The 19632-nt window shown below is 74.2% G+C and carries 15 protein-coding genes; 10 read left to right on the forward strand and 5 right to left on the reverse strand.

Annotated features, from left to right (window positions below; genetic code table 11):
- Positions 1 to 15: 15 nt before the first annotated feature.
- From ACFYYN_RS10600 to ACFYYN_RS10615, 4 genes are all read right to left on the reverse strand, one after another.
- Complete coding sequence (locus ACFYYN_RS10600; protein WP_500332382.1) at positions 16 to 1278, reverse strand: NAD(P)/FAD-dependent oxidoreductase; 1263 nt, start codon at positions 1276 to 1278, stop codon at positions 16 to 18.
- 160 nt (positions 1279 to 1438) lie between these two features.
- Positions 1439 to 2746: a deoxyguanosinetriphosphate triphosphohydrolase gene (locus ACFYYN_RS10605; protein WP_500545449.1), complete on the reverse strand. Its 1308-nt coding sequence runs from the start codon at positions 2744 to 2746 to the stop codon at positions 1439 to 1441.
- Positions 2747 to 2782: 36 nt separating this feature from the next.
- The gene (locus tag ACFYYN_RS10610) at positions 2783 to 3661 is read right to left on the reverse strand and encodes a sirohydrochlorin chelatase (protein ID WP_500545450.1); all 879 of its coding nucleotides are present in this window, start codon (positions 3659 to 3661) and stop codon (positions 2783 to 2785) included.
- Between the two features lie 112 nt (positions 3662 to 3773).
- A complete protein-coding gene (locus tag ACFYYN_RS10615; protein ID WP_500545452.1) occupies positions 3774 to 4196 on the reverse strand; it encodes a gamma-glutamylcyclotransferase family protein in 423 nt (140 codons plus the stop codon).
- Positions 4197 to 4279: 83 nt separating this feature from the next.
- Between ACFYYN_RS10615 and ACFYYN_RS10620 the strand changes: the two genes are divergently transcribed.
- The 10 genes from ACFYYN_RS10620 to ACFYYN_RS10665 all read left to right on the forward strand — a co-directional run bounded on the left by ACFYYN_RS10620 (position 4280) and on the right by ACFYYN_RS10665 (position 16519).
- The gene (locus tag ACFYYN_RS10620) at positions 4280 to 4984 is read left to right on the forward strand and encodes a SanA/YdcF family protein (RefSeq protein ID WP_500545453.1); all 705 of its coding nucleotides are present in this window, start codon (positions 4280 to 4282) and stop codon (positions 4982 to 4984) included.
- 648 nt (positions 4985 to 5632) lie between these two features.
- Positions 5633 to 7750 (forward strand): molybdopterin oxidoreductase family protein, encoded by a 2118-nt coding sequence (locus tag ACFYYN_RS10625; RefSeq protein ID WP_500545454.1) that lies wholly within the window; start codon positions 5633 to 5635, stop codon positions 7748 to 7750.
- Positions 7751 to 7992: 242 nt separating this feature from the next.
- The gene (locus ACFYYN_RS10630; protein ID WP_500545455.1) at positions 7993 to 8151 is read left to right on the forward strand and encodes a hypothetical protein; all 159 of its coding nucleotides are present in this window, start codon (positions 7993 to 7995) and stop codon (positions 8149 to 8151) included.
- A gap of 67 nt (positions 8152 to 8218) precedes the next feature.
- Positions 8219 to 9559: an NAD(P)/FAD-dependent oxidoreductase gene (locus ACFYYN_RS10635; protein WP_500545456.1), complete on the forward strand. Its 1341-nt coding sequence runs from the start codon at positions 8219 to 8221 to the stop codon at positions 9557 to 9559.
- Between the two features lies 1 nt (position 9560).
- The gene (gene nirB, locus ACFYYN_RS10640; protein WP_500545457.1) at positions 9561 to 12146 is read left to right on the forward strand and encodes a nitrite reductase large subunit NirB; all 2586 of its coding nucleotides are present in this window, start codon (positions 9561 to 9563) and stop codon (positions 12144 to 12146) included.
- Entirely contained in the window at positions 12143 to 12475 is a 333-nt protein-coding gene (nirD, locus tag ACFYYN_RS10645; protein WP_500323037.1) for a nitrite reductase small subunit NirD, read from the forward strand. The genes nirB and nirD overlap by 4 nt, the downstream gene beginning before the upstream one ends.
- Positions 12476 to 12503: 28 nt before the next feature.
- A complete protein-coding gene (locus ACFYYN_RS10650; protein WP_500545458.1) occupies positions 12504 to 13151 on the forward strand; it encodes a PhzF family phenazine biosynthesis protein in 648 nt (215 codons plus the stop codon).
- An 858-nt stretch (positions 13152 to 14009) separates the two neighbouring features.
- Complete coding sequence (locus ACFYYN_RS10655) at positions 14010 to 14207, forward strand: antitoxin (protein ID WP_500323035.1); 198 nt, start codon at positions 14010 to 14012, stop codon at positions 14205 to 14207.
- A gap of 60 nt (positions 14208 to 14267) precedes the next feature.
- Complete coding sequence (locus tag ACFYYN_RS10660) at positions 14268 to 15194, forward strand: oxidoreductase (protein WP_499511784.1); 927 nt, start codon at positions 14268 to 14270, stop codon at positions 15192 to 15194.
- Between the two features lie 167 nt (positions 15195 to 15361).
- A complete protein-coding gene (locus tag ACFYYN_RS10665) occupies positions 15362 to 16519 on the forward strand; it encodes an alkaline phosphatase PhoX (protein WP_500545459.1) in 1158 nt (385 codons plus the stop codon).
- Between the two features lie 82 nt (positions 16520 to 16601).
- Here the strand turns inward: ACFYYN_RS10665 and ppdK are convergent, their stop codons facing one another.
- Entirely contained in the window at positions 16602 to 19367 is a 2766-nt protein-coding gene (ppdK, locus tag ACFYYN_RS10670; RefSeq protein WP_499511786.1) for a pyruvate, phosphate dikinase, read from the reverse strand.
- Positions 19368 to 19632 lie beyond the last annotated feature (265 nt).

A 19632-nucleotide genomic window follows, 5' to 3' on the forward strand; every position in this document is an offset into this window, starting at 1 on the left:
TGACCGCCCCCGGGCTCACTCCAGGAGGGAGGCCAGGGGCACCGTGGGGTCGGCCAGCGCGTCGGTGTCGACCTGGCGGCCGGAGCGGATGAGCTTCTGGACGGTGTCGGTCACGTCCCACACGTTGACGTTCATCCCGGCCAGCACCCTGCCGTCGCGCAGCCAGAAGGCGATGAACTGCCGCTTGCCCACGTCGCCCCGGGCCAGCACCTGGTCGTAGGTGCCGGGGGCGGCGTGCCCGGAGAACTCCATGCCCAGGTCGTACTGGTCGGTGAAGAAGTACGGGACCCGGTCGTACACCACGTCCCCGCCGAGCATCGCACGGGCCGCCACGGGGCCGCTGTTGAGGGCGTTCGCCCAGTGCTCGACCCGCAACCGGCCGCCCAGCAGGGGGTGTTCGGCGTTGGCGACGTCTCCGGCGGCGAAGACGTCCGGGTCGGAGGTGCGCAGCGAGGCGTCCACGGCGATGCCGCCGCCCGCGGCGCGGTCGGCCAGCGCCAGCCCGGCGGCCTCGGCGAGCGCGGTGCGCGGGGCGGCGCCGATCGCGGCGAGCACGTGGTGGGCGGGGTGCTCCTCGCCGTCGTCGGTGAGCACCGACATCACCATGCCGTCCTGACCGGTGATCTCGGTGAGCCGGGCGCCGAAGTGGAACCGCACCCCGTGCTCGCGGTGCAGGTCGGCGAAGACCTCGCCGAGCTCCGGGCCGAGGACCGAGTGCAGCGGGCACGGCTGCGGCTCGACGACCGTGACCTCGACGCCGTAGCCGCGGGCGGCGGCCGCCACCTCCAGGCCGATCCAGCCCGCTCCGGCGATCACCAGGTGGCCGTTCTCGCGGCCGAGCGAGGTCAGCACGTTCTTCAGCCGCTCGGCGTGCGCGAGACGGCGCAGGTGGTGCACCCCGGCCAGGTCGGTGCCGGGGATGTCCAGCCGGCGCGGCTCGGCGCCGGTGGTCAGCAGCAGCCTGTCGTACGGGATGGAGGTGCCGTCGCCCAGGGTGATCCGCTTGCCGGTCCGGTCCAGGCCGGTGACCGGCTGGCCGAGGTGGAGTTCGACGTCGTGCTCGGCGTACCAGGCGGCGGGATGGACGAAGACCGAGTCGCGCTCCTCGTTGCCCAGCAGGAAGCCCTTGGAGAGCGGGGGTCGTTCGTAGGGGTGGTCGCGTTCGTCCCCGATCAGTATCACGCGGCCGGTGAAACCCTCGGAGCGCAGCGTCTCCGCCGCTTTCGCCCCGGCGAGCCCCGCCCCGACGATGACGAATGTGTGGTCTGCGTCCACCACTGTGCGCCTCCCTGGTGTCCTCGGGTGCCCGGCGGCCCTCCCTCTGGCAATTGCCAGTCATGTGAGCGTCCCGCACGGCAGGGCCGACGTGAAGAGTGCCGCGCCGACCGGGAACGGGGGCGGCGCGGCGCACGGGGGCGGCCGGGGGCCCGCCGGGGGCTCACCGGGGGGCGGTGAGCCGGGCGTGCAGGGCGGTCGCGGCCGCGTCGGTCAGCGAGGCGATCTGGTCGACGACGGCCCGCTGCCGGGCCCGGTCGTCCTTGGCCTCGTCGAAGATGCCGCGGAACTGCGGGTCCAGCCCCTCCGGCGCCCGGGCCAGCAGGGCCTCGGCGAGCTCCCCGATGACCACGCGCTGCTGGGCGCGCCGCCGCTCCTGCGCCTCGCGCTGCATGACGTACCGGTCGGCGACCGCCTTCAGGACGGCGCACTCCAGCCGCTGGTCGCGCGGGACGACCAGTTGGGCGCGGTGACGGGTGAGCCGGCCGGTGCCGTAGGCGTCCCGGGTGGCGCGCTCGGCGGCCAGGCAGAAGCGGCCGATCAGCTGCGAGGTGGCGTCCTTCAGCCGGGCCTGGGCGATGGCGGAACCGTCGTAGCCGTGCGGCCACCACTCCATGTCCAGCAGCCGGTCCAGGGCCTGCGCGAGCTCGTCCTCGGCCGCCCCGGGGGCGTAGCGGCCGGCGGCGACGGCGAAGATCTCACGGCGCTCGGGCTCGGCGAGCAGCACCGCCGGGTCCAGATGGCCGGCGTGCAGCCCGTCCTCGACGTCGTGGACGGAGTACGCCACGTCGTCGGCCCAGTCCATGACCTGCGCCTCGAAGCACTGCACGTACGGGCGGTCGGCGGGGGCGGTGCGGCGCAGCCACTCGAAGACCGGCAGGTCGTCCTCGTACACGCCGAACTTGGGGCTGGTGGGGTCGGTGGGGTGCCCGCCGCGCGGCCAGGGGTACTTCGTCGCCGCGTCCAGCGCCGCCCGGGTCAGGTTGAGGCCCACGCTGGTCAGGGTGCCGTCGTCGGCGTGGGCGAAACGCTTCGGCTCCAGCCGGGTCAGGATGCGCAGGCTCTGGGCGTTGCCCTCGAAGCCGCCGCAGCCGGCCGCGACCTCGGCGAGCACCATCTCCCCGTTGTGCCCGAAGGGCGGATGGCCGATGTCGTGGGCCAGGCAGGCGGTCTCCACCAGGTCCGGGTCGCAGCCGAGGGCCGCCCCGAGCTCCCGGCCGACCTGGGCGCACTCCAGGCTGTGCGTCAGCCGCGTCCGCGGGCTGCTGTTGAGCGCCCGGGCGTCATCGACCGGGTCCACCACCTGCGTCTTCCCGGCCAGCCGGCGCAGCCCCGCGGAGTGCAGCATGCGGGCCCGGTCCCGCTGGAACGACGTGCGGCCGGGCCGCTTGTCGGGCTCGGGCACGTAGCGCTCGGTGTCGGCTTCGCTGTAGGGGGCGTAGTCGGTCGCCGCAGGGTGGTTCGCGTCCATACCGCGACGGTAGCGGGCGCGACCCGGTCCGGGCGGCTACGCCGTGGCCAGCTGCGCCGCGGCGGCGGGACCCGCCGTGCCGGCCAGCGCCCGGTCGTAGCGGTGCAGCACCAGCGCCGCCATCGCCGGATGCGCGCCGAGCGGGGCGGCGGCGATCCACGGCGCCGCGGCGGCCGCCGCCGTCGCGAAGCGGCCCGGCGCGGCGAAGCAGGAGGCCACCGCGACCCGGTCCCGGCCGTCGGCCGACAGCTGCCGCACCGCCGCGGCGACGTCCGGCCCCGCCGACGCGTACGCGGGCACCACCGGCACCCCGCCGCCCAGCCGGGCCTGCAGCAGCGCGGCCGTCGCCTCGGTGTCCCGGGCCGACTGCGGGTCACGGGACCCTGCGGCGGCCAGTACGATCCCGGCCCGCCGGGCGGCACGCGGGGGGCCGGTGCGCCAGCCCGCCTCGGCCAGACGGTCGTGCAGCGCCTCGGCGAGCAGCGGGTGCGGGCCGAGCGGCGCCGCGACCCGCCCCCGCAGGTGCGGGGCCCGGGCCAGCGCCCCGGGGAGGTCCCGCTTGACGTGGTGGCCGCGGGTCAGCATCAGCGGCACCAGGACGGCCTCGCCGCGCAGGGCCGCAAGGGTGTCGTCCAGCGACGGCTCGTCGATCTCGATGTGACCGAGCCGCACCGACAGCCCCGGGCGCAGGTCCCTGATCCGCTCCAGCAGGGCGTGCGCGGTGCGCAGCGCCTCCGGGTCGCGGCTGCCGTGCGCGACGGCGACCAGGACCGGGCGGCAGGGGGCCGCGGAGCGCAGCGTCACCCGCGAGAGCTGACTGCTGAGCTGCGTGGTGATCCGGGACATGAGCTGCGCCGTGCTGTCGAAGTGGTCCGGTCCTGGCACGCCGTGCGGCGCGGGTTCCTCGGCCGTCATGCACCGAGTGTGGCGAGCGGGGGTTGCCACGCCGTTGCACCGAGATGACGACTGGTTTCCGCCACTTCACACTCCGTGCGGGCGGGTGTGAGGGCCGCCCGCGGAGCGTGCGTCAGCGGCGCTTCCAGTCCCCGCCCTCGATGGGGCGCCCCTTCCCGCGCAGCTCCCGTTCGTGGTCCGCGGCCGCCAGATACACCCATGCGGGCACCGTCCGCCCGGCGTAGGTGCGCACGTCGCGGACCACCCGCTCGTACAGGTTCCCGGCGGCGCCCGGACTGTACTCCTCCAGGCGGTCCAGGTCCGCGAGCACCTCCTGGTACAGGTCTTCGACCGGATGGATGACGTCGCCGTGGATGCGGCCGCGGTCGTCGGCCACGGCGTACGGGTAGCCCGGACCGTCGAAGAGCAGCGCACCGTGCAGCACGGCGGGCGTCTCGGACGTCGTCCGGCCGCGCAGCAGCCAGGAGTGGTTGATCTCGCCGGGCCGCAGGGTCCCGTACACGAAGAACGGGAGGCGGGAATGGTCGTCACGCATCACCCTCATGGAACCGCAGGGACGTACGGGACGTCGACTCGGACGTGGAACGAAGCCCGAACCGGAAGACGCCAGGGGTACGCGTGGGGGCCGTGCTGCCGCGTCTGCGGCGGCTCGCGCGGCTGCGGCGGCTGCCACGGCTACCGCGGTCCAGGCGGGGGCGGCGGTACCTGCTGTGGGCCGCCGTGGCCCTGGGCGTACTGGCGCTGCTGCCCGCGACGTGGCTCCAGGTCACCGCGGACGACCGGGTCCGTACGGTGGCGGACGCCCCCGCGGAGCCCGTCGCCGTCGTCTTCGGCGCGGGCCTGTGGAACGGCGAGCCCTCCCCCTACCTGGCCCACCGCCTCGACGCGGCCGCCGAACTGTGGGCGGCGCACAAGGTGCGGGCGGTCCTCGTCACGGGCGACAACGGCCGCACCGACTACGACGAGCCGACCGCGATGCGGGACTACCTGGCCGCGCACGGCGTGCCCCGCGACAAGGTCGTCCTCGACTACGCCGGCTTCGACACGTGGGACTCCTGCGCCCGGGCCCGGCGCGTCTTCGGCGTCGACCGGGCGCTGCTGGTGAGCCAGGGCTTCCACATACGGCGGGCGCTGGCGCTGTGCGGGGCGGCCGGGATCGAGGCGTACGGGATCGGGGTCGACGAGCGGCACGACGCGACCTGGTACTACGGGGGGACCCGCGAGGTCGCCGGAGCCGTGAAGGCCGCGTTCGACGCCGCGTTCACCCCGGACCCCCGTTTCCTCGGCCCCCGCGAGGCCGGCATCCAGCGCGCCCTGGGGTGACCCGGCCCGGACCGGGGTGACCCGTGTCGCCGCGCGTGCGGTTGCGTTGTGGTTGCTGTTGGGGGTTTCCCCGCCGCCCGCCCTCCCCCAGCCTTCGGCCGGGGGGGGACCCCCACAGCGCTCGCGGTTTACCCCTGCAGTATTCGGCGCCGGGTTCGCCGCTCGTCTCCCCCAGCCTTCGGCTGGGGGGGACCCCCATGGGCGCACCCCGCCACACCCCCTCCTGCCGGTCGAGGCGACTAACGGCCGATGGGCGGGGTCGGAGAGCGGTCCGGGGTTGCCGCAGGTGCCCTACTTACCCCCCCACCGGCCGTCATGCGCCCCGACAACCGGAGGGGGTGTGGCGGGGTGCGCCCGGAAGCGACGAGCGACGGACCCGGCGCCGAACGACGCAGGGCCAAACCGCGAGCGCTGAGGACGTGCGCCGGCGCGCCACCGACCCCACCCCAACGGAGCGCAGGCCCGCACTGACCGCGCCGGGCAATCGGGCGGGAGGGCGGGTGGACGCCCGCCGCAGGCGCAAACAACCCGCACACGGCAAACGACCCGCACCCTCACACCCCGCACAGCCCCGCAGGGAGCGCACCGTACGCCGGGCGTAACGCCCCCGCCCGGGGGGCGAAACACCGGCGCCGCATCGTGGGCGGCATGAGCGCCAGCGGAACCGTCGACACCCACTGCCCCTACTGCGCCCTGCAGTGCGGAATGGGCCTCCGCCGCACCGCCGGAGGCAGCGGCATCCCGGACGTGGTGGAGCGCGACTTCCCCGTGAACAAGGGCGCCCTGTGCGGCAAGGGCCGCACCGCGCCCGCCGTGCTGGCCCCGGAGGCACGGCTGACCGGCCCCCTGGTCAGGGACCGCGCCTCGGGGCGACTGGAGCCGGCCCCCTGGGAGGACGCCCTGGACCGGGTCGCGGAAGGCCTGTTGCGGGTGCGGGCCGCCCACGGCCCCGACGCGGTCGGTGTGTTCGGCGGCGGGGGCCTGACCAACGAGAAGGCGTACGCCCTCGGCAAGTTCGCCCGGGTCGTGCTGCGGACGTCCCAGATCGACTACAACGGCCGCTTCTGCATGTCCTCCGCCGCGGCCGCCCACACCAGGGCCTTCGGCCTGGACCGGGGCCTGCCGTTCCCGCTGGCGGACGTCGCGCGGACGGGCTGCGTGATCCTGGTCGGCTCGAACCTCGCCGAGACGATGCCGCCCGCGCTGCGCTACTTCACGGAGCTGAAGGAGAACGGCGGCCGCCTGATCGTCGTGGACCCGCGCCGTACGCGCACCGCCGAGCACGCCGACCTGCACCTGCAGCCGCGCCCCGGCACCGACCTCGCCCTCGCGCTCGGCCTGCTGCACCTGGTGGTCGCGGAGGGCCGCGTGGACGAGGACTTCGTCGCGGAGCGGACGACCGGCTGGCCGGAGGCGCGGGCCTCGGCGATGGCGCTCTGGCCGGAGCTGGTCGAGCGGATCACCGGGGTGCCGGTGCCCAGGCTCCGGGAGGCGGTGGAGCTGTTCTGCGGCGTGCCGGAGGCGATGGTGCTGACCGCGCGCGGCCCGGAGCAGCAGTCGAAGGGCACGGACACGGTGAGCGCGTGGATCAACCTGTGCCTGGCGACGGGTCGCGCGGGGCGCCCGCTGTCGGGGTACGGCTGTCTCACGGGGCAGGGCAACGGCCAGGGCGGCCGGGAGCACGGCCAGAAGGCCGACCAGCTGCCCGGCTACCGCAAGCTCGACGACCCGGCGGCGCGCACCCACGTGGCCCGGGTGTGGGGGGTCGACCCGGACGACCTGCCGGGGCCGGGGCGCAGCGCGTACGAGCTGCTGGACGCGCTGGGCCGGGACGTGAAGGGCCTGTTGCTCATGGGCTCCAACCCGGTGGTCTCCGCGCCGCGGGCGGCGCACGTCACCGAGCGCATCGCGGCGCTGGACTTCCTCGCCGTGTGCGACGTGGTGCTGTCGGAGACGGCGGCGATGGCCGACGTGGTGCTGCCGGTGACGCAGTGGGCCGAGGAGACGGGGACCACGACGAACCTGGAGGGCAGGGTGCTGCTGCGGCGCAAGGCCCTGGACCCGCCGGAGGGTGTGCGCAGCGACCTGTACGTGCTGAACGGGCTGGCCGCACGCCTGGGCCGGGAGAAGGGCTTCCCTGCCGACCCGGAGGAGGTCTTCGAGGAACTGCGCCGCGCGTCGGCGGGCGGGCCCGCGGACTACTCCGGGATCACCTACCGCCGCATCGAGGCGGAGGACGGGGTGTTCTGGCCGTGCCCGGACGTCCCGGCCGGGGGCGCCGGGGCGCACCCGGGCACGCCCCGGTTGTTCCTCGACCGGTTCGCGACGCCGGACGGCCGGGCCAGGTTCGTGCCGGTGCTGCACCGTCCGGCGGCCGAGGAGCCGGACGGGGACTTCCCGCTGTACCTGACGACCGGACGGGTGCTGGCGCAGTACCAGTCGGGCGCCCAGACCCGGCGGGTGGCGGAGCTGAACGCCGCGGCGCCCGGTCCGTTCGTGCAGCTCCATCCGCGCCTCGCCGAGCGCATCGGTGTCGCCGAGGGCGACCCGGTCGCCGTCACGTCCCGCCGGGGCCGCGCGGTGGCGCCGGCCCAGGTGGACCGCGCCATCCGTCCGGACACGGTCTTCATGCCCTTCCACTGGGCGGGCGAGGGCCGGGCGAACACCCTCACCAACCCGGCGCTCGACCCGACGTCCCGCATGCCGGAGTTCAAGGTGTGCGCGGTCCGCGTCGAGCGGGCGCAGCCGCGGTCCATCGACGTCTGATATCGCTGTTGATGTACGGGCATCCTGCTGGAAACGCATAGTCATCGATCTGGACGACGCGATGCTCGCCCTCGCCCGGCGCAGCGCGGCACCAGGAGGAAGCGCGAGACGATCAACCTGGCCCTGTGATAGCGGCCGGGCCGAGCGCCGACGACCGTCCCCCGCGGGCTCGCATGGCTCCAGGAGCACGCCGGGGACTTCCTGGACTTCGACTACCTGGCGGAGCAGGAGCGCGGTGGCAGATGAGCCACCTCGGCGGCCGCTGCCCAACGCTCGACGATCCCTGGTGCCGGGTCCACGCCGATCAGGACTTCGCGTCGGTGGCCGAGGTCCGGCCCGGGATCGCCATGGTCGGAGTCGACCGTAACCGGAAGCTCACAGCGGGGCCGGGCGGGCGCTGAGGGCACTGTTCCCCGGGGGAAACGACGGGGATGCGGCCGGGTAACAGCGGCGCCGCAGGCTCGTGCCATGAGGATGGTGGTGGTCGGCGGCGGAATGGCGGGGGCGCGCCTCGCGCAGCGTCTGGCGCCCTCCGGCGCGGACGTCACGGTGATCGGCGAGGAGCGGCACGCCCCGTACAACCGGGTGCTGCTCGCGGAGGTGCTGGCGGGCCGGTACGCGCCGGAGGTGGTCGCGCTGCCGGGGGTGCCCGGCGCGGTGGTGCGCCGGGGTGTCCGGGCGGTGCGGATCGACCGCGACGAGCGGGCCGTGGTCTGCGACGACGGTGGCGTGGTCCGGTACGACCGGCTGGTGCTGGCGACCGGCTCCAATCCGGTACTGCCGCCGCTGCGCGGGCTGTTCGCGCGGGACGGCGGCACGTTCCCGGAGGGGGTGCACGCCTTCCGCACGATGGACGACTGCCTGGCGCTCTCGGCGGCGGTGCGTCCCGGGGCGCGCGCGGTGGTCGTCGGCGGCGGGCTGCTCGGGGTGTCGGCGGCGCGGGCGCTGGCGGCGCGCGGGGCGCAGGTGGTGGTCGCCACCCAGGGCGAGCACCTGATGGAGCGTCATCTTGACGAGCCCGCCTCGGAGTTGCTGCGCGCGCACCTGGAGGGACTGGGCGTCGAGGTGCACACCCAGTGCCGGGTGCGTGGTCTGCTGACCCGGGACGAAGACGGGGCCGGGGTCGCGCGGCCCTCCCGGCGGCTGCGGCCGGCCGGGACGGTGCGTACGGGAGGCGGGTCCGCGGGGGCGCGCCCGTCGACCCTGCCCCGTGGTGCCGCCGGCGACGGCCGGTCGGCGCGGTCCACGGTCACCGCGGTCGAACTCGCCGACGGCTACTGCCTCGGCACCGACCTGGTCGTGCTGGCCTGCGGCGTACGGCCGCGCGTCGGGCTCGCCCAGGCGGCGGGGCTGGCGGTAGCCAAGGGCGTGGTCGTGGACGACGCGCTGCGCACCTCGGACCCGTCGGTCCACGCGATCGGCGACTGCGCCCAGCACGGCGGCGTCGTCTACGGCCTCGCGGGCCCGGCCACCGAGCAGGCGGACGCGCTGGCGGACGTCCTGACGGCCGACCCCGCGCCCCGGTACGGCGGTACCCGTTCGCTGACCCGGCTCACCCTCAACGGCCCGGCAGCCCTGGACATCGCCTCCTTCGGCGAGACGACGCCCTCCCCGGGCGACGACGTGCTCCGCCTCGCCGACGCCACGCGCGGCGCGTACCGGAAGGTCGTCCTGCGCGGTGACCGCCTCGTCGGCGGCATCCTCCTCGGCGACCTCGGCACCGTGGGCGCGCTCGCCCGCACCTGGGAGGGCGACGAGGCGCTGCCCGTCGCCCCGCTCCACCTGCTCACCGACAACGGAGGGTCCTGACATGACCACGCCCACCATCGTGCTCGTCGGCCACGGGATGGTCGGACAGCGGTTCCTGGAGGCCCTGGCCGACCGCGGCCTGACCTCCCGTGCCCGGGTGGTGGTGCTCTGCGAGGAGCCCCGCCCGGCGTACGACCGCGTCCACCTCAGCTCGTACTTCGCCGGCACCGGCCCGGAGGGGCTGTCCCTGGTGGAGGCCGGCTTCATGGCGGAGCACGGCATCGAACTCCACCTGGGCGACCCGGCGGTCGCCGTGGACCGCCCGGCCCGGACCGTCACCGCCCGCTCCGGGCTCACGGTCGGCTACGACACCCTGGTGCTCGCCACCGGCTCGTACCCCTTCGTGCCGCCGGTCCCCGGCAAGGACGCGACGGGGTGCTTCGTCTACCGCACCATCGAGGACCTGCTGGCGATCGAGGAGTACGCGATGACCTCGCGCACCGGCGCGGTCGTCGGCGGGGGGCTGCTCGGGCTGGAGGCGGCCGGCGCGCTCAAGGGGCTCGGACTGGACACGCACGTCGTGGAGTTCGCGCCCCGGCTGATGCCGGTGCAGGTCGACGAGGGCGGCGGCGAGGCGCTGCGGCGCACGGTCGAGGGCATGGGCGTGACCGTCCACACGGGGGTGGGCACGCAGGAGATCGTCACGACCGCCGACGGCTCGGTCCGGGCCATGGCGCTGTCGGACGGCTCGTCGCTCGACGTCGACCTGGTGGTCTTCTCCGCGGGCGTACGGCCGCGCGACCAGCTCGCCCGTGAGTGCGGGCTGCCGGTCGGCGAGCGCGGCGGGATCGTCGTCGACGCGACCTGCCGCACCGAGGACCCGCGGGTCTACGCCATCGGCGAGTGCGCCCTGGCCTCGGACGGCCGGGTGTACGGCCTGGTGGCGCCGGGCTACGACATGGCGGAGACCGCGGCGAAGGCCATCGCAGGCCAGGAGGGCTCCTTCACCGGCGCCGACACCTCCACCAAGCTGAAGCTGCTCGGCGTGGACGTGGCCTCCTTCGGCGACGCCCACGGCGCGACCGCCGGCTGCCTCGACGTGGTCTACTCCGACTCCCGCTCCGGGGTCTACAAGAAGCTGGTCGTCTCGCCGGACGGCGTGCTGCTGGGCGGCATCCTCGTCGGCGACGCCGAGCAGTACGGCATGCTGCGCCCGCTCACCGGCTCGGTGCCCCCGGTCCCCGCGGAGCAGCTGGTGCTCCCGGCGGGCGCGGGCGCCCCCGTGGCACTGGGCCCGTCGGCGCTGCCGGACGAGGCGGTGATCTGCTCCTGCCACAACGTCACCAAGGGCACGATCCGCGGCGCGGTCGCGGAGCACGGCTGCACGACGGTCCCCGAGGTGAAGAAGTGCACCAAGGCCGGGACCGGCTGCGGCAGTTGCGTGAAGGTGCTGGGCCAGTTGGTCACCGCGGAGCTGGAGGCCTCGGGCGTCGAGGTCGACAAGGGGCTGTGCGGCTGCTTCGCCCAGACCCGCCAGGAGCTCTACGAGATCGTGCGGGCGCTGCGGATCACCGGCTTCCGCGAACTGCTCGACCGGCACGGCCGTGAGGGCGCCCGCGGCGGCGACGGCTGCGAGGTCTGCAAGCCGGCCGTCGGGTCGATCATCGCCTCGCTCGCCCCGGCGATCGGCGCCTCCGGCTACGTCCTGGACGGCGAGCAGGCCGCGCTGCAGGACACCAACGACCACTTCCTGGCCAACCTGCAGAGGAACGGCTCGTACTCGATCGTGCCCCGCATCCCGGGCGGGGAGATCACCCCGGAGAAGCTGATCGTCATCGGCGAGGTGGCCCGCGACTTCGGCCTCTACACCAAGATCACCGGGGGTCAGCGGATCGACCTGTTCGGCGCCCGGGTCGACCAGCTCCCGATGATCTGGACCCGGCTGGTGGACGCCGGCTTCGAGTCCGGGCACGCGTACGGCAAGGCGCTGCGCACCGTGAAGTCCTGCGTCGGGCAGACCTGGTGCCGCTACGGCGTGCAGGACAGCGTCCGCATGGCCATCGACCTGGAACTGCGCTACCGGGGCCTACGGTCCCCGCACAAGCTCAAGTCCGCCGTCTCCGGCTGCCAGCGCGAGTGCGCGGAGGCGCGCAGCAAGGACTTCGGCGTCATCGCCACCGCGAGCGGCTGGAACCTGTACGTCGGCGGCAACGGCGGTGCCACCCCGCGTCACGCGGACCTGCTCGCCCAGGACCTGAGCGACGCCGAACTGGTCCGGCTGGTCGACCGCTTCCTGATGTTCTACATCCGCACCGCCGACCGCCTGGAGCGCACCTCCGCCTGGCTGGAGCGGATCGAGGGCGGGCTCGGCCACGTACGGGACGTCGTCGTCCACGACTCGCTTGGCATCTGCGGGGAGCTGGAGCGGCTGATGGCCGACCACGTCGCCCACTACCGCGACGAGTGGGCCGAGACGCTGGGGGACCCGGAGCGGCTGCGGCGCTTCGTCTCCTTCGTCAACGCGCCCGGCGTGCCCGACCCCTCGGTCCGCTTCGTCCCCGAGCGGGACCAGGTCAAGCCCGACCTCGACCTGCTCGCCGGCCCCGTGCTCCCCGTCCGCACCCTCGAAGGGACCACCACCGCATGAACGTCGAAGTCCTCCTCCCCGGTACCGCGGGCTGGTTCGCCGTCTGCGACCACGGCACCCTCACCCCCGGCCGCGGCGTCGCCGCCCTCCTCCCCGACGGCCGGCAGGCGGCCCTCTTCACCGACCGGCACGGGCGCCCGTACGCCATCGACAACCGCGACCCCTTCACCGGCGCCTACGTCCTGTCCCGCGGCCTGCTCGGCTCCACCGCCGAGGGCCGGGCCTTCGTCGCCTCCCCACTGCTCAAGCAGCGCTTCGACCTGGAGAACGGCCGCTGCCTCGACGACGAGGCGGTCTCGGTGCCGGCCTTCCCGGTGCGGGTGCGGTGACGGGCCGGACGCCTGCTTGAATCGGTCCATGACCGAGGTCGAGGTGCTGCGCGTGTTCATCGGCCCCGAGGGGCGGGGCGGGAACCTGCTCGGGGTGGTACGGGAGGGCGCGTCCGTGCCCGGGCCGCAGGCGCGGCAGCGGTTCGCCGCGGCGCTCGGCTACAGCGAGACCGTGTTCGTCGACGACGCCGCACGCGGCGTCGTCGACATCTGGACGCCGAGCGTGCGGCTGCCCTTCGCGGGCCATCCGACGGTGGGGACGGCGTGGCTGCTCGGGGCCGAGGTGCTGCGGCCGCCGGCCGGCGAGGTGAAGGCCTGGACGGAGGGCGCCTTCACCTGGGTGCGCGGGCGCGCGGAGTGGGCGTCGGGGCGTCGCACCCAGCGGTTCGGCTCACCCGAGGAGGTGGACGCGCTGCCCGCGCCACCGCCCGGGGAGGGCTGGCTCTACGCCTGGGCCTGGGCGGACGAGGCGGCCGGACGCGTCCGCGCACGGGCCTTCCCGCGACGCGGCGACGGGATCGTGGAGGACGAGGCGACGGGCGCCGCGGCGCTCGTGCTCACCGGGGAGCTGGGACGCCCGCTGGACGTCCGCCAGGGCGTGGGCTCACAGATCCTGACCCGGGTCCACCCCGACGGCGCCGTGGACATCGGCGGCCGGGTGTCCCTCGCCCCCTGACCGGTCGCCCATCCGGCCCGCGTCCCGATGGGCCCGGCGCGACGGCGAACCCGCCGGTCGCCCCCGCCTGGCACGGCGCCTCGCACCCGGACTCGGATTCCGGTCGCTCTTCCGACGCCACTGCCGCGTCCCCCCCTCCCAGAGCGAAACGACGGACCGCCGGGCTCCCCTGTCGGGGCAGGCGGCCGCACCGGCACGCGGGTCACCCCGGAGCGCTGCCGACAGGCACCCCGGCAGGGACCACCACGCGAGCGCCCGCAATCCGCCTCTCGCACCACGGCCCGGCCGACAGGCGTGCGCAACCGCCGCACGAGCGCCCACCGCGGCCGCACCTCGCATCAGCCGCCCGCGGCCCGTGGCCCCGGCGGCAACCGCCGTGCGCCGGACGGCGCGTGTGCCACCGCCCCGCGACCCCCGGCCGGGGCTCGTGGCCCCGGCGGCAACCGCCGTGCGCCGGACGGCGCGTGTGCCACCGCCCCGCGACCCCCGGCCGGGGCTTCGGACAGCGGGCCTCGCCGCTGGTGCACTGCCGCACCTCGCGTCGGCCGCCCGGGGGCCGCCGCCCCGTGGCTCCGGCCGGACGCCGTCCCCCTGCGACCGCGGTGCCCGGCGGCAACGACCGTACGCAGGACGGCGCCTGGGCCGCCGGTGCGCCGCCGCCACGGGATGCCCGCCGTCAGTGGTCCCCGTGGCCGGGGCACGGGGTCCGGGCACGGCGCCAGGCCCCGGTCACGCCGCGCGTCACGCCTCGCCGCACCGCTCTGACCTGCGGCTTCGACCGCTCACGGGTTCCGGATGCGGATCTTCGGCGGGGCGGTGATGCTGAGAGAAGTGCCACTCACGGCGAGGAGGACAGCGATGTCCATGTTCGACAAGATCAAGGCCAAGCTGAAGGGCCACGAGAGCCAGTCCCAGAAGGGCATCGACAAGGGCGGCGACATGCTGGACGAGAAGACCGGCGGGAAGTACCAGCGCCAGGTCGACACCACCCAGGACAAGCTGGGCGACGAGTTCGGCACCGGCGGCACCGGCGAGGACCGTCCCCCGCACTCCTGACGCCGACGGGCCGTCGCGCACCCGTGTGGAGGGCGGCGCGGCGGCCCTACGCTGGCCCGCATGGCTTGGAGCGCGCACGACATCCCCGACCAGAGCGGCCGCACGGCCGTCGTCACCGGTGCGAACAGCGGCATCGGTTACTGCACCGCCCGCGAACTCGCCCGCAGGGGCGCCAGGGTGCTGCTCGCCTGCCGCAGCGAGACGCGCGGCAAGGAGGCCGTCGACCGCCTGAAGGCCGAGGTGCCCGACGCCCGCGCCGGATACCGCCACCTCGACCTGGGCGACCTGTCCTCGGTGCGCGCCTTCGCCGCCGGGTACGACGGCACCGGGCTGGACCTGCTGGTCAACAACGCCGGTGTGATGGCCCTGCCGCACGGCACCACCGCCGACGGCTTCGAGACCCAGATGGGCGTGAACCACCTCGGCCACTTCGCCCTCACCGGGCTGCTGCTGCCACGCCTGCTGGCCACCCCGGGAGCGCGGGTCGTCTCCGTCTCCAGCAGCATGCACGCGGTCGCCACCATCGATCCCGGTGACCTCAACAGCGAGCGCCGCTACCGCCGTTGGGTCGCCTACGCCCGTTCCAAGAGCGCCAACCTGCTCTTCGTCCACGAGCTGTCCCGGCGGCTGGCGGCCGCGGGCGCCGGCACCGTCGTCGCGGCGGCGCACCCCGGCTACGCGAGCACCGGGTTGCAGACCCGTGCCGCGCGCATGGAGAACCGCCGGACCGTCGAACGCGTGGTGAACCTCGGCAACCGGGTGATCGCCCAGTCCGCGGACGCCGGCGCGCTCCCGCTGCTGTACGCCGCCACGGCCCCCGGCGTGCTCCCCGACTCCTTCACCGGTCCCCGCTTCCAGGGCTGGCGCGGCTCCCCGGCCCCCTCCTGGCGCGCCCCGTGGACCCGCGACGACCGGGCGGGCGAGCTGTTGTGGGCGGCCTCCGAACAACTGACGGGCGTCCGCTACGAGCTGCCCGCGGCGGGGTGAGCCGCCGCGTCCCGCGCCCTCTGCCATGACGGTGAATCCGACGGACCGTGGCGGGGGGTTCACGCTGTGTTGGCGAAGACGTCGGGGAGCGCACCCTAGCCTTCCGGTGCGCGACCCGCCCGCGGCGATGGGTCCGGGCGGGCCACCCCGTCGTCCCTGGAGTGATCGTGGAACGTCGAACCTTCCTGCGCGGAGCGGTGGTCGGCAGCTCGGCGGCCGCCTTCGGCGGCACCCTCATGCGCGGGGCGGTCCACGCCGCACCCGCCCAGCCCGGTGCCGGCCCCTACGGCGCGCTGCAGGCGCCCGACGCCAACGGGATCGCCCTGCCCGGCGGTTTCACCAGCCGTGTCGTCGCCCGCTCCGGCCAGAAGGTCGCGGGCACGTCGTACACCTGGCACAGCGCGCCCGACGGCGGCGCGTGCTTCGCCGACGGCACCGGCTGGATCTACGTCTCGAACTCGGAGACCGACCCGAACGGTGGCGCGAGCGCGGTGCGGTTCGACGCCTCGGGCGGCGTCACGGGCGCCTACCGCATCCTCTCCGGCACCCGGCAGAACTGCGCGGGCGGCAGGACGCCCTGGAACAGCTGGCTGTCCTGCGAGGAGGTCAGCCTCGGCCACGTGTACGAGACCGACCCCCGGGGCGTGGAGGCGGCCGTCCGCCGCGCCGCCATGGGCAGGTTCAAGCACGAGGCGGCCGCCGCCGACCCCGTGCGCAAGGTGGTCTACCTGACCGAGGACGAGACCAACGGCTGCTTCTACCGGTTCGTCCCGGCCACTTGGGGCGACCTGTCGGCCGGGGCCCTGCAGGTGCTGGTCGCCGGCACCGCCGCCGCGGGCTCCTTCACCTGGGCGAACGTGCCCGACCCCGACGGCTCCCCGACCGCCACCCGCAGCCAGGTGTCCGGCGCGAAGAGGTTCAACGGCGGCGAGGGCTGTCACTACGCCGACGGCTCCGTCTGGTTCACCACCAAGGGCGACAACCGCGTCTGGCGGCTCGACCTGGCCGCCGGCACCTACGCGCTGGCGTACGACGACTCCCTGGTCCCCGGCAGTGCCCCGCTGACGGGCGTGGACAACATCACCGGCAGCTCCTCGGGTGACCTCTACGTCGCCGAGGACGGCGGCACCATGGAGATCTGCCTGATCACCCCGGACGACGTCGTCTCGCCGTTCCTGCGGGTCAGCGGCCAGTCCGCCTCCGAGATCACCGGTCCCGCCTTCTCCCCCGACGGCACCCGGCTGTACTTCTCCTCGCAGCGCGGCACGAGCGGCAGTTCGTCGGGCGGCATCACCTACGAGGTGCGCGGCCCGTTCCGTTCGTAGCCGGCGGAACGGAAGCGGGGGCGGCACCTTCGCACAAAGGTGCCGCCCCCGGTGAGGGTGGGAGATGGTCTTCCGGGCCGGGTTACCGGCAGTCGCTGCCCTTGCTCTGCGCCGCCGCGCGGCCCGCCTCCAGGCGGGCGACGGGGATGCGGAACGGGGAGCAGGAGACGTAGTCCAGGCCCACCTCGTGGAAGAAGTGGACGGACTCGGGGTCGCCGCCGTGCTCGCCGCACACGCCGAGCTTGAGGTCGGGCCGGGTGGCGCGGCCGGCCTCGGCGGCGGAGCGGACGAGGGCGCCGACGCCCTCCTTGTCGATGGTCTCGAACGGGGAGACGCCGAAGATGCCCTTCTCCAGGTAGGCGGTGAAGAAGCTCGCCTCGACGTCGTCGCGGCTGAAGCCCCAGACCGTCTGGGTCAGGTCGTTGGTGCCGAAGGAGAAGAACTCGGCGGCCTCGGCGATCTGACCGGCGGTCAGGGCGGCGCGGGGCAGCTCGATCATCGTGCCGAGGGTGAGGCTGAGCTCGGTGCCCGTGGCGGCCTCGACCTCGGCGATGACGCCCTCGGCCTCCTCGCGGACGATCTCCAGCTCCTGGACGGTGCCCACCAGCGGGATCATGATCTCGGCCCGCGGGTCGCCCTTGGCGTTCCTGCGCTCCGCGGCGGCCTCCGCGATCGCCCGTACCTGCATGGCGAACAGACCGGGGATGACCAGGCCGAGGCGGACACCGCGCAGGCCGAGCATCGGGTTCTGCTCGTGGAGCTTGTGGACGGCCTGCAGCAGGCGCAGGTCGTTCTCGTTGGCGTCCTTGCGGGACTCGGCGAGCGCGACCCGCACCGACAGTTCGGTGATGTCGGGCAGGAACTCGTGCAGCGGCGGGTCCAGCAGGCGCACGGTCACCGGCAGCCCGTCCATCGCCTCGAAGAGCTCGATGAAGTCGGACCGCTGCAGCGGCAGCAACGCGGAGAGCGCCTTGTCGCGTTCGGAGTCGGTGTCGGCGAGGATCAGCCGCTCCACCATCTCGCGGCGTTCGCCGAGGAACATGTGCTCGGTACGGCACAGGCCGATGCCCTGGGCACCGAAGCGGCGGGCGCGGGAGGCGTCCTCGGCGTTGTCGGCGTTGGCGCGCACCCGCAGCCGGCGGACCCGGTCCGCGTACGCCATGATCCGGTGCACGGCCCGCACCAGCTCGTCGGCGTCGTCGGCGCCGGCGTGCATGCGGCCCTCGAAGTACTCCACGACCGGGGACGGCACGACCGGCACCTTGCCGAGGTAGACCTTGCCGGAGGAGCCGTCGATGGACAGGACGTCGCCCTCCTCGACGACGATCCCGCCGGGCGCGGTCATCCGGCGCCGTTTGGTGTCGACCTCCAGCTCCTCGGCGCCGCAGACGCAGGTCTTGCCCATGCCGCGGGCGACGACGGCCGCGTGCGAGGTCTTGCCGCCGCGCGAGGTGAGGATGCCCTCGGCCGCGATCATGCCGTTGAGGTCGTCGGGGTTGGTCTCGCGGCGGATGAGGATGACCTTCTCGCCGGAGCGCGACCACTTCACGGCGGTGTACGAGTCGAAGACGGCCTTGCCGACGGCCGCGCCCGGGGAGGCGGCGATGCCCCAGCCGATCCGCTCGGCCTTCGCCTTCTCGTCGAAGCGGGGGAACATCAGCTGCGCCAGTTGCGCGCCGTTGACCCGCTGCAGCGCCTCGGCCTCGTCGATCAGGCCCTGGTCGACCAGCTGGGTGGCGATGCGGAAGGCGGCGGCGGCGGTGCGCTTGCCGACGCGGGTCTGCAGCATCCACAGCTTGCCGCGCTCGATGGTGAACTCGATGTCGCACAGGTCCTTGTAGTGCGTCTCGAGGGTCTCCATGATCTGCATCAGCTGGTCGTAGGAGGTCTTGTCCAGCTGCTCCAGCTCGGCGAGCGGCACGGTGTTGCGGATGCCCGCCACGACGTCCTCGCCCTGCGCGTTGCTCAGGTAGTCGCCGTACACGCCCTGGTGGCCGGTGGCCGGGTCGCGGGTGAAGGCGACACCGGTGCCGGAGTCGGAGCCGAGGTTGCCGAAGACCATGGAGCAGACGTTGACGGCCGTGCCGAGGTCGCCGGGGATGCGCTCCTGGCGGCGGTAGAGCTTGGCGCGCTCGCCGTTCCACGAATCGAAGACGGCGCGGACGGCCAGGTCCATCTGCTCGCGCGGCTCCTGGGGGAAGTCCCGCCCAGTCTCCTTGGCCACGACGGCCTTGAACTGCTCGACCAGGCCCTGAAGGTCGGCCGCGTCCAGGTCGAGGTCGTCGTGCGTGCCCTTGGCCCGTTTGGCGTCCTCCAGCGCGTCCTCGAAGAGTTCGCCGTCGACACCCAGCACGGTCTTGCCGAACATCTGGATGAGGCGCCGGTAGGAGTCCCACGCGAAGCGCTCGTTGCCGGCCTGCGCGGCCAGGCCCGCTACCGAGGCGTCGGACAGGCCGATGTTGAGGACGGTGTCCATCATGCCCGGCATGCTGAACTTCGCCCCCGAGCGGACGGAGACGAGCAACGGGTCGTCCGCCTGACCGAGCTTCTTGCCCATCTTCTGCTCGAGCGCCTCGAGGTGCGCACTCACCTCGTCGCGCAGCGCCGCGGGTGCGGCGCCCGACTCCAGGTAGACCTTGCACGCCTCGGTGGTGATCGTGAAGCCCGGAGGGACGGGCAGGCCGAGGTTGGTCATCTCGGCGAGGTTCGCGCCCTTGCCGCCGAGCAGGTCCTTGAGGTCCTTGTTGCCCTCAGTGAAGTCGTAGACGAACTTCTGGATTACTTGTTCTTCCGACACGGGACTCGCTCCTCGCGGCCGGGATGCCCTGACGGCGGGGAGCGTACCCATCTCGAAGGCGCTGCAGTACGTCAATCACCAGGTCACACGGTCGTAACCACCCATCCGCCGAGAGATCGAAAGTCATGGCGTCCCTCCGGGTGAACGGGGGATGCGTTCAACCGTCGAACACATGCTCTCGCCACGTGATCGCCACACTCGGAGCCGGTCACTCCACGTGAGGGATGACTTGACCATGTGGCCACGACAACGATGACACTCAGTGCCACTCATTGGAGAGGTGTGATGACACTCGGGCTGCTCATTTGAGCGACAC

The sequence above is a fragment of the Streptomyces sp. NPDC001902 genome (assembly GCF_042891295.1).
Taxonomy (GTDB): Bacteria; Actinomycetota; Actinomycetes; order Streptomycetales; family Streptomycetaceae; genus Actinacidiphila.

Bases quoted from the DNA above. Each gene is read 5' to 3' on its own strand.
- ACFYYN_RS10655 (WP_500323035.1), top strand. From the start codon at position 14,010: ATGTCCATGTTCGACAAGATCAAGGCCAAGCTGAAGGGCCACGAGAGC.
- ACFYYN_RS10610 (WP_500545450.1), bottom strand. From the start codon at position 3,661: ATGACGGCCGAGGAACCCGCGCCGCACGGCGTGCCAGGACCGGACCAC.
- ACFYYN_RS10615 (WP_500545452.1), bottom strand. From the start codon at position 4,196: ATGCGTGACGACCATTCCCGCCTCCCGTTCTTCGTGTACGGGACCCTG.
- ACFYYN_RS10650 (WP_500545458.1), top strand. From the start codon at position 12,504: ATGACCGAGGTCGAGGTGCTGCGCGTGTTCATCGGCCCCGAGGGGCGG.
- ppdK (WP_499511786.1), bottom strand. From the start codon at position 19,367: ATGGGTACGCTCCCCGCCGTCAGGGCATCCCGGCCGCGAGGAGCGAGT.
- nirB (WP_500545457.1), top strand. From the start codon at position 9,561: ATGACCACGCCCACCATCGTGCTCGTCGGCCACGGGATGGTCGGACAG.
- ACFYYN_RS10635 (WP_500545456.1), top strand. From the start codon at position 8,219: ATGAGGATGGTGGTGGTCGGCGGCGGAATGGCGGGGGCGCGCCTCGCG.
- nirD (WP_500323037.1), top strand. From the start codon at position 12,143: ATGAACGTCGAAGTCCTCCTCCCCGGTACCGCGGGCTGGTTCGCCGTC.
- ACFYYN_RS10625 (WP_500545454.1), top strand. From the start codon at position 5,633: ATGAGCGCCAGCGGAACCGTCGACACCCACTGCCCCTACTGCGCCCTG.
- ACFYYN_RS10660 (WP_499511784.1), top strand. From the start codon at position 14,268: ATGGCTTGGAGCGCGCACGACATCCCCGACCAGAGCGGCCGCACGGCC.
- ACFYYN_RS10630 (WP_500545455.1), top strand. From the start codon at position 7,993: ATGAGCCACCTCGGCGGCCGCTGCCCAACGCTCGACGATCCCTGGTGC.
- ACFYYN_RS10605 (WP_500545449.1), bottom strand. From the start codon at position 2,746: ATGGACGCGAACCACCCTGCGGCGACCGACTACGCCCCCTACAGCGAA.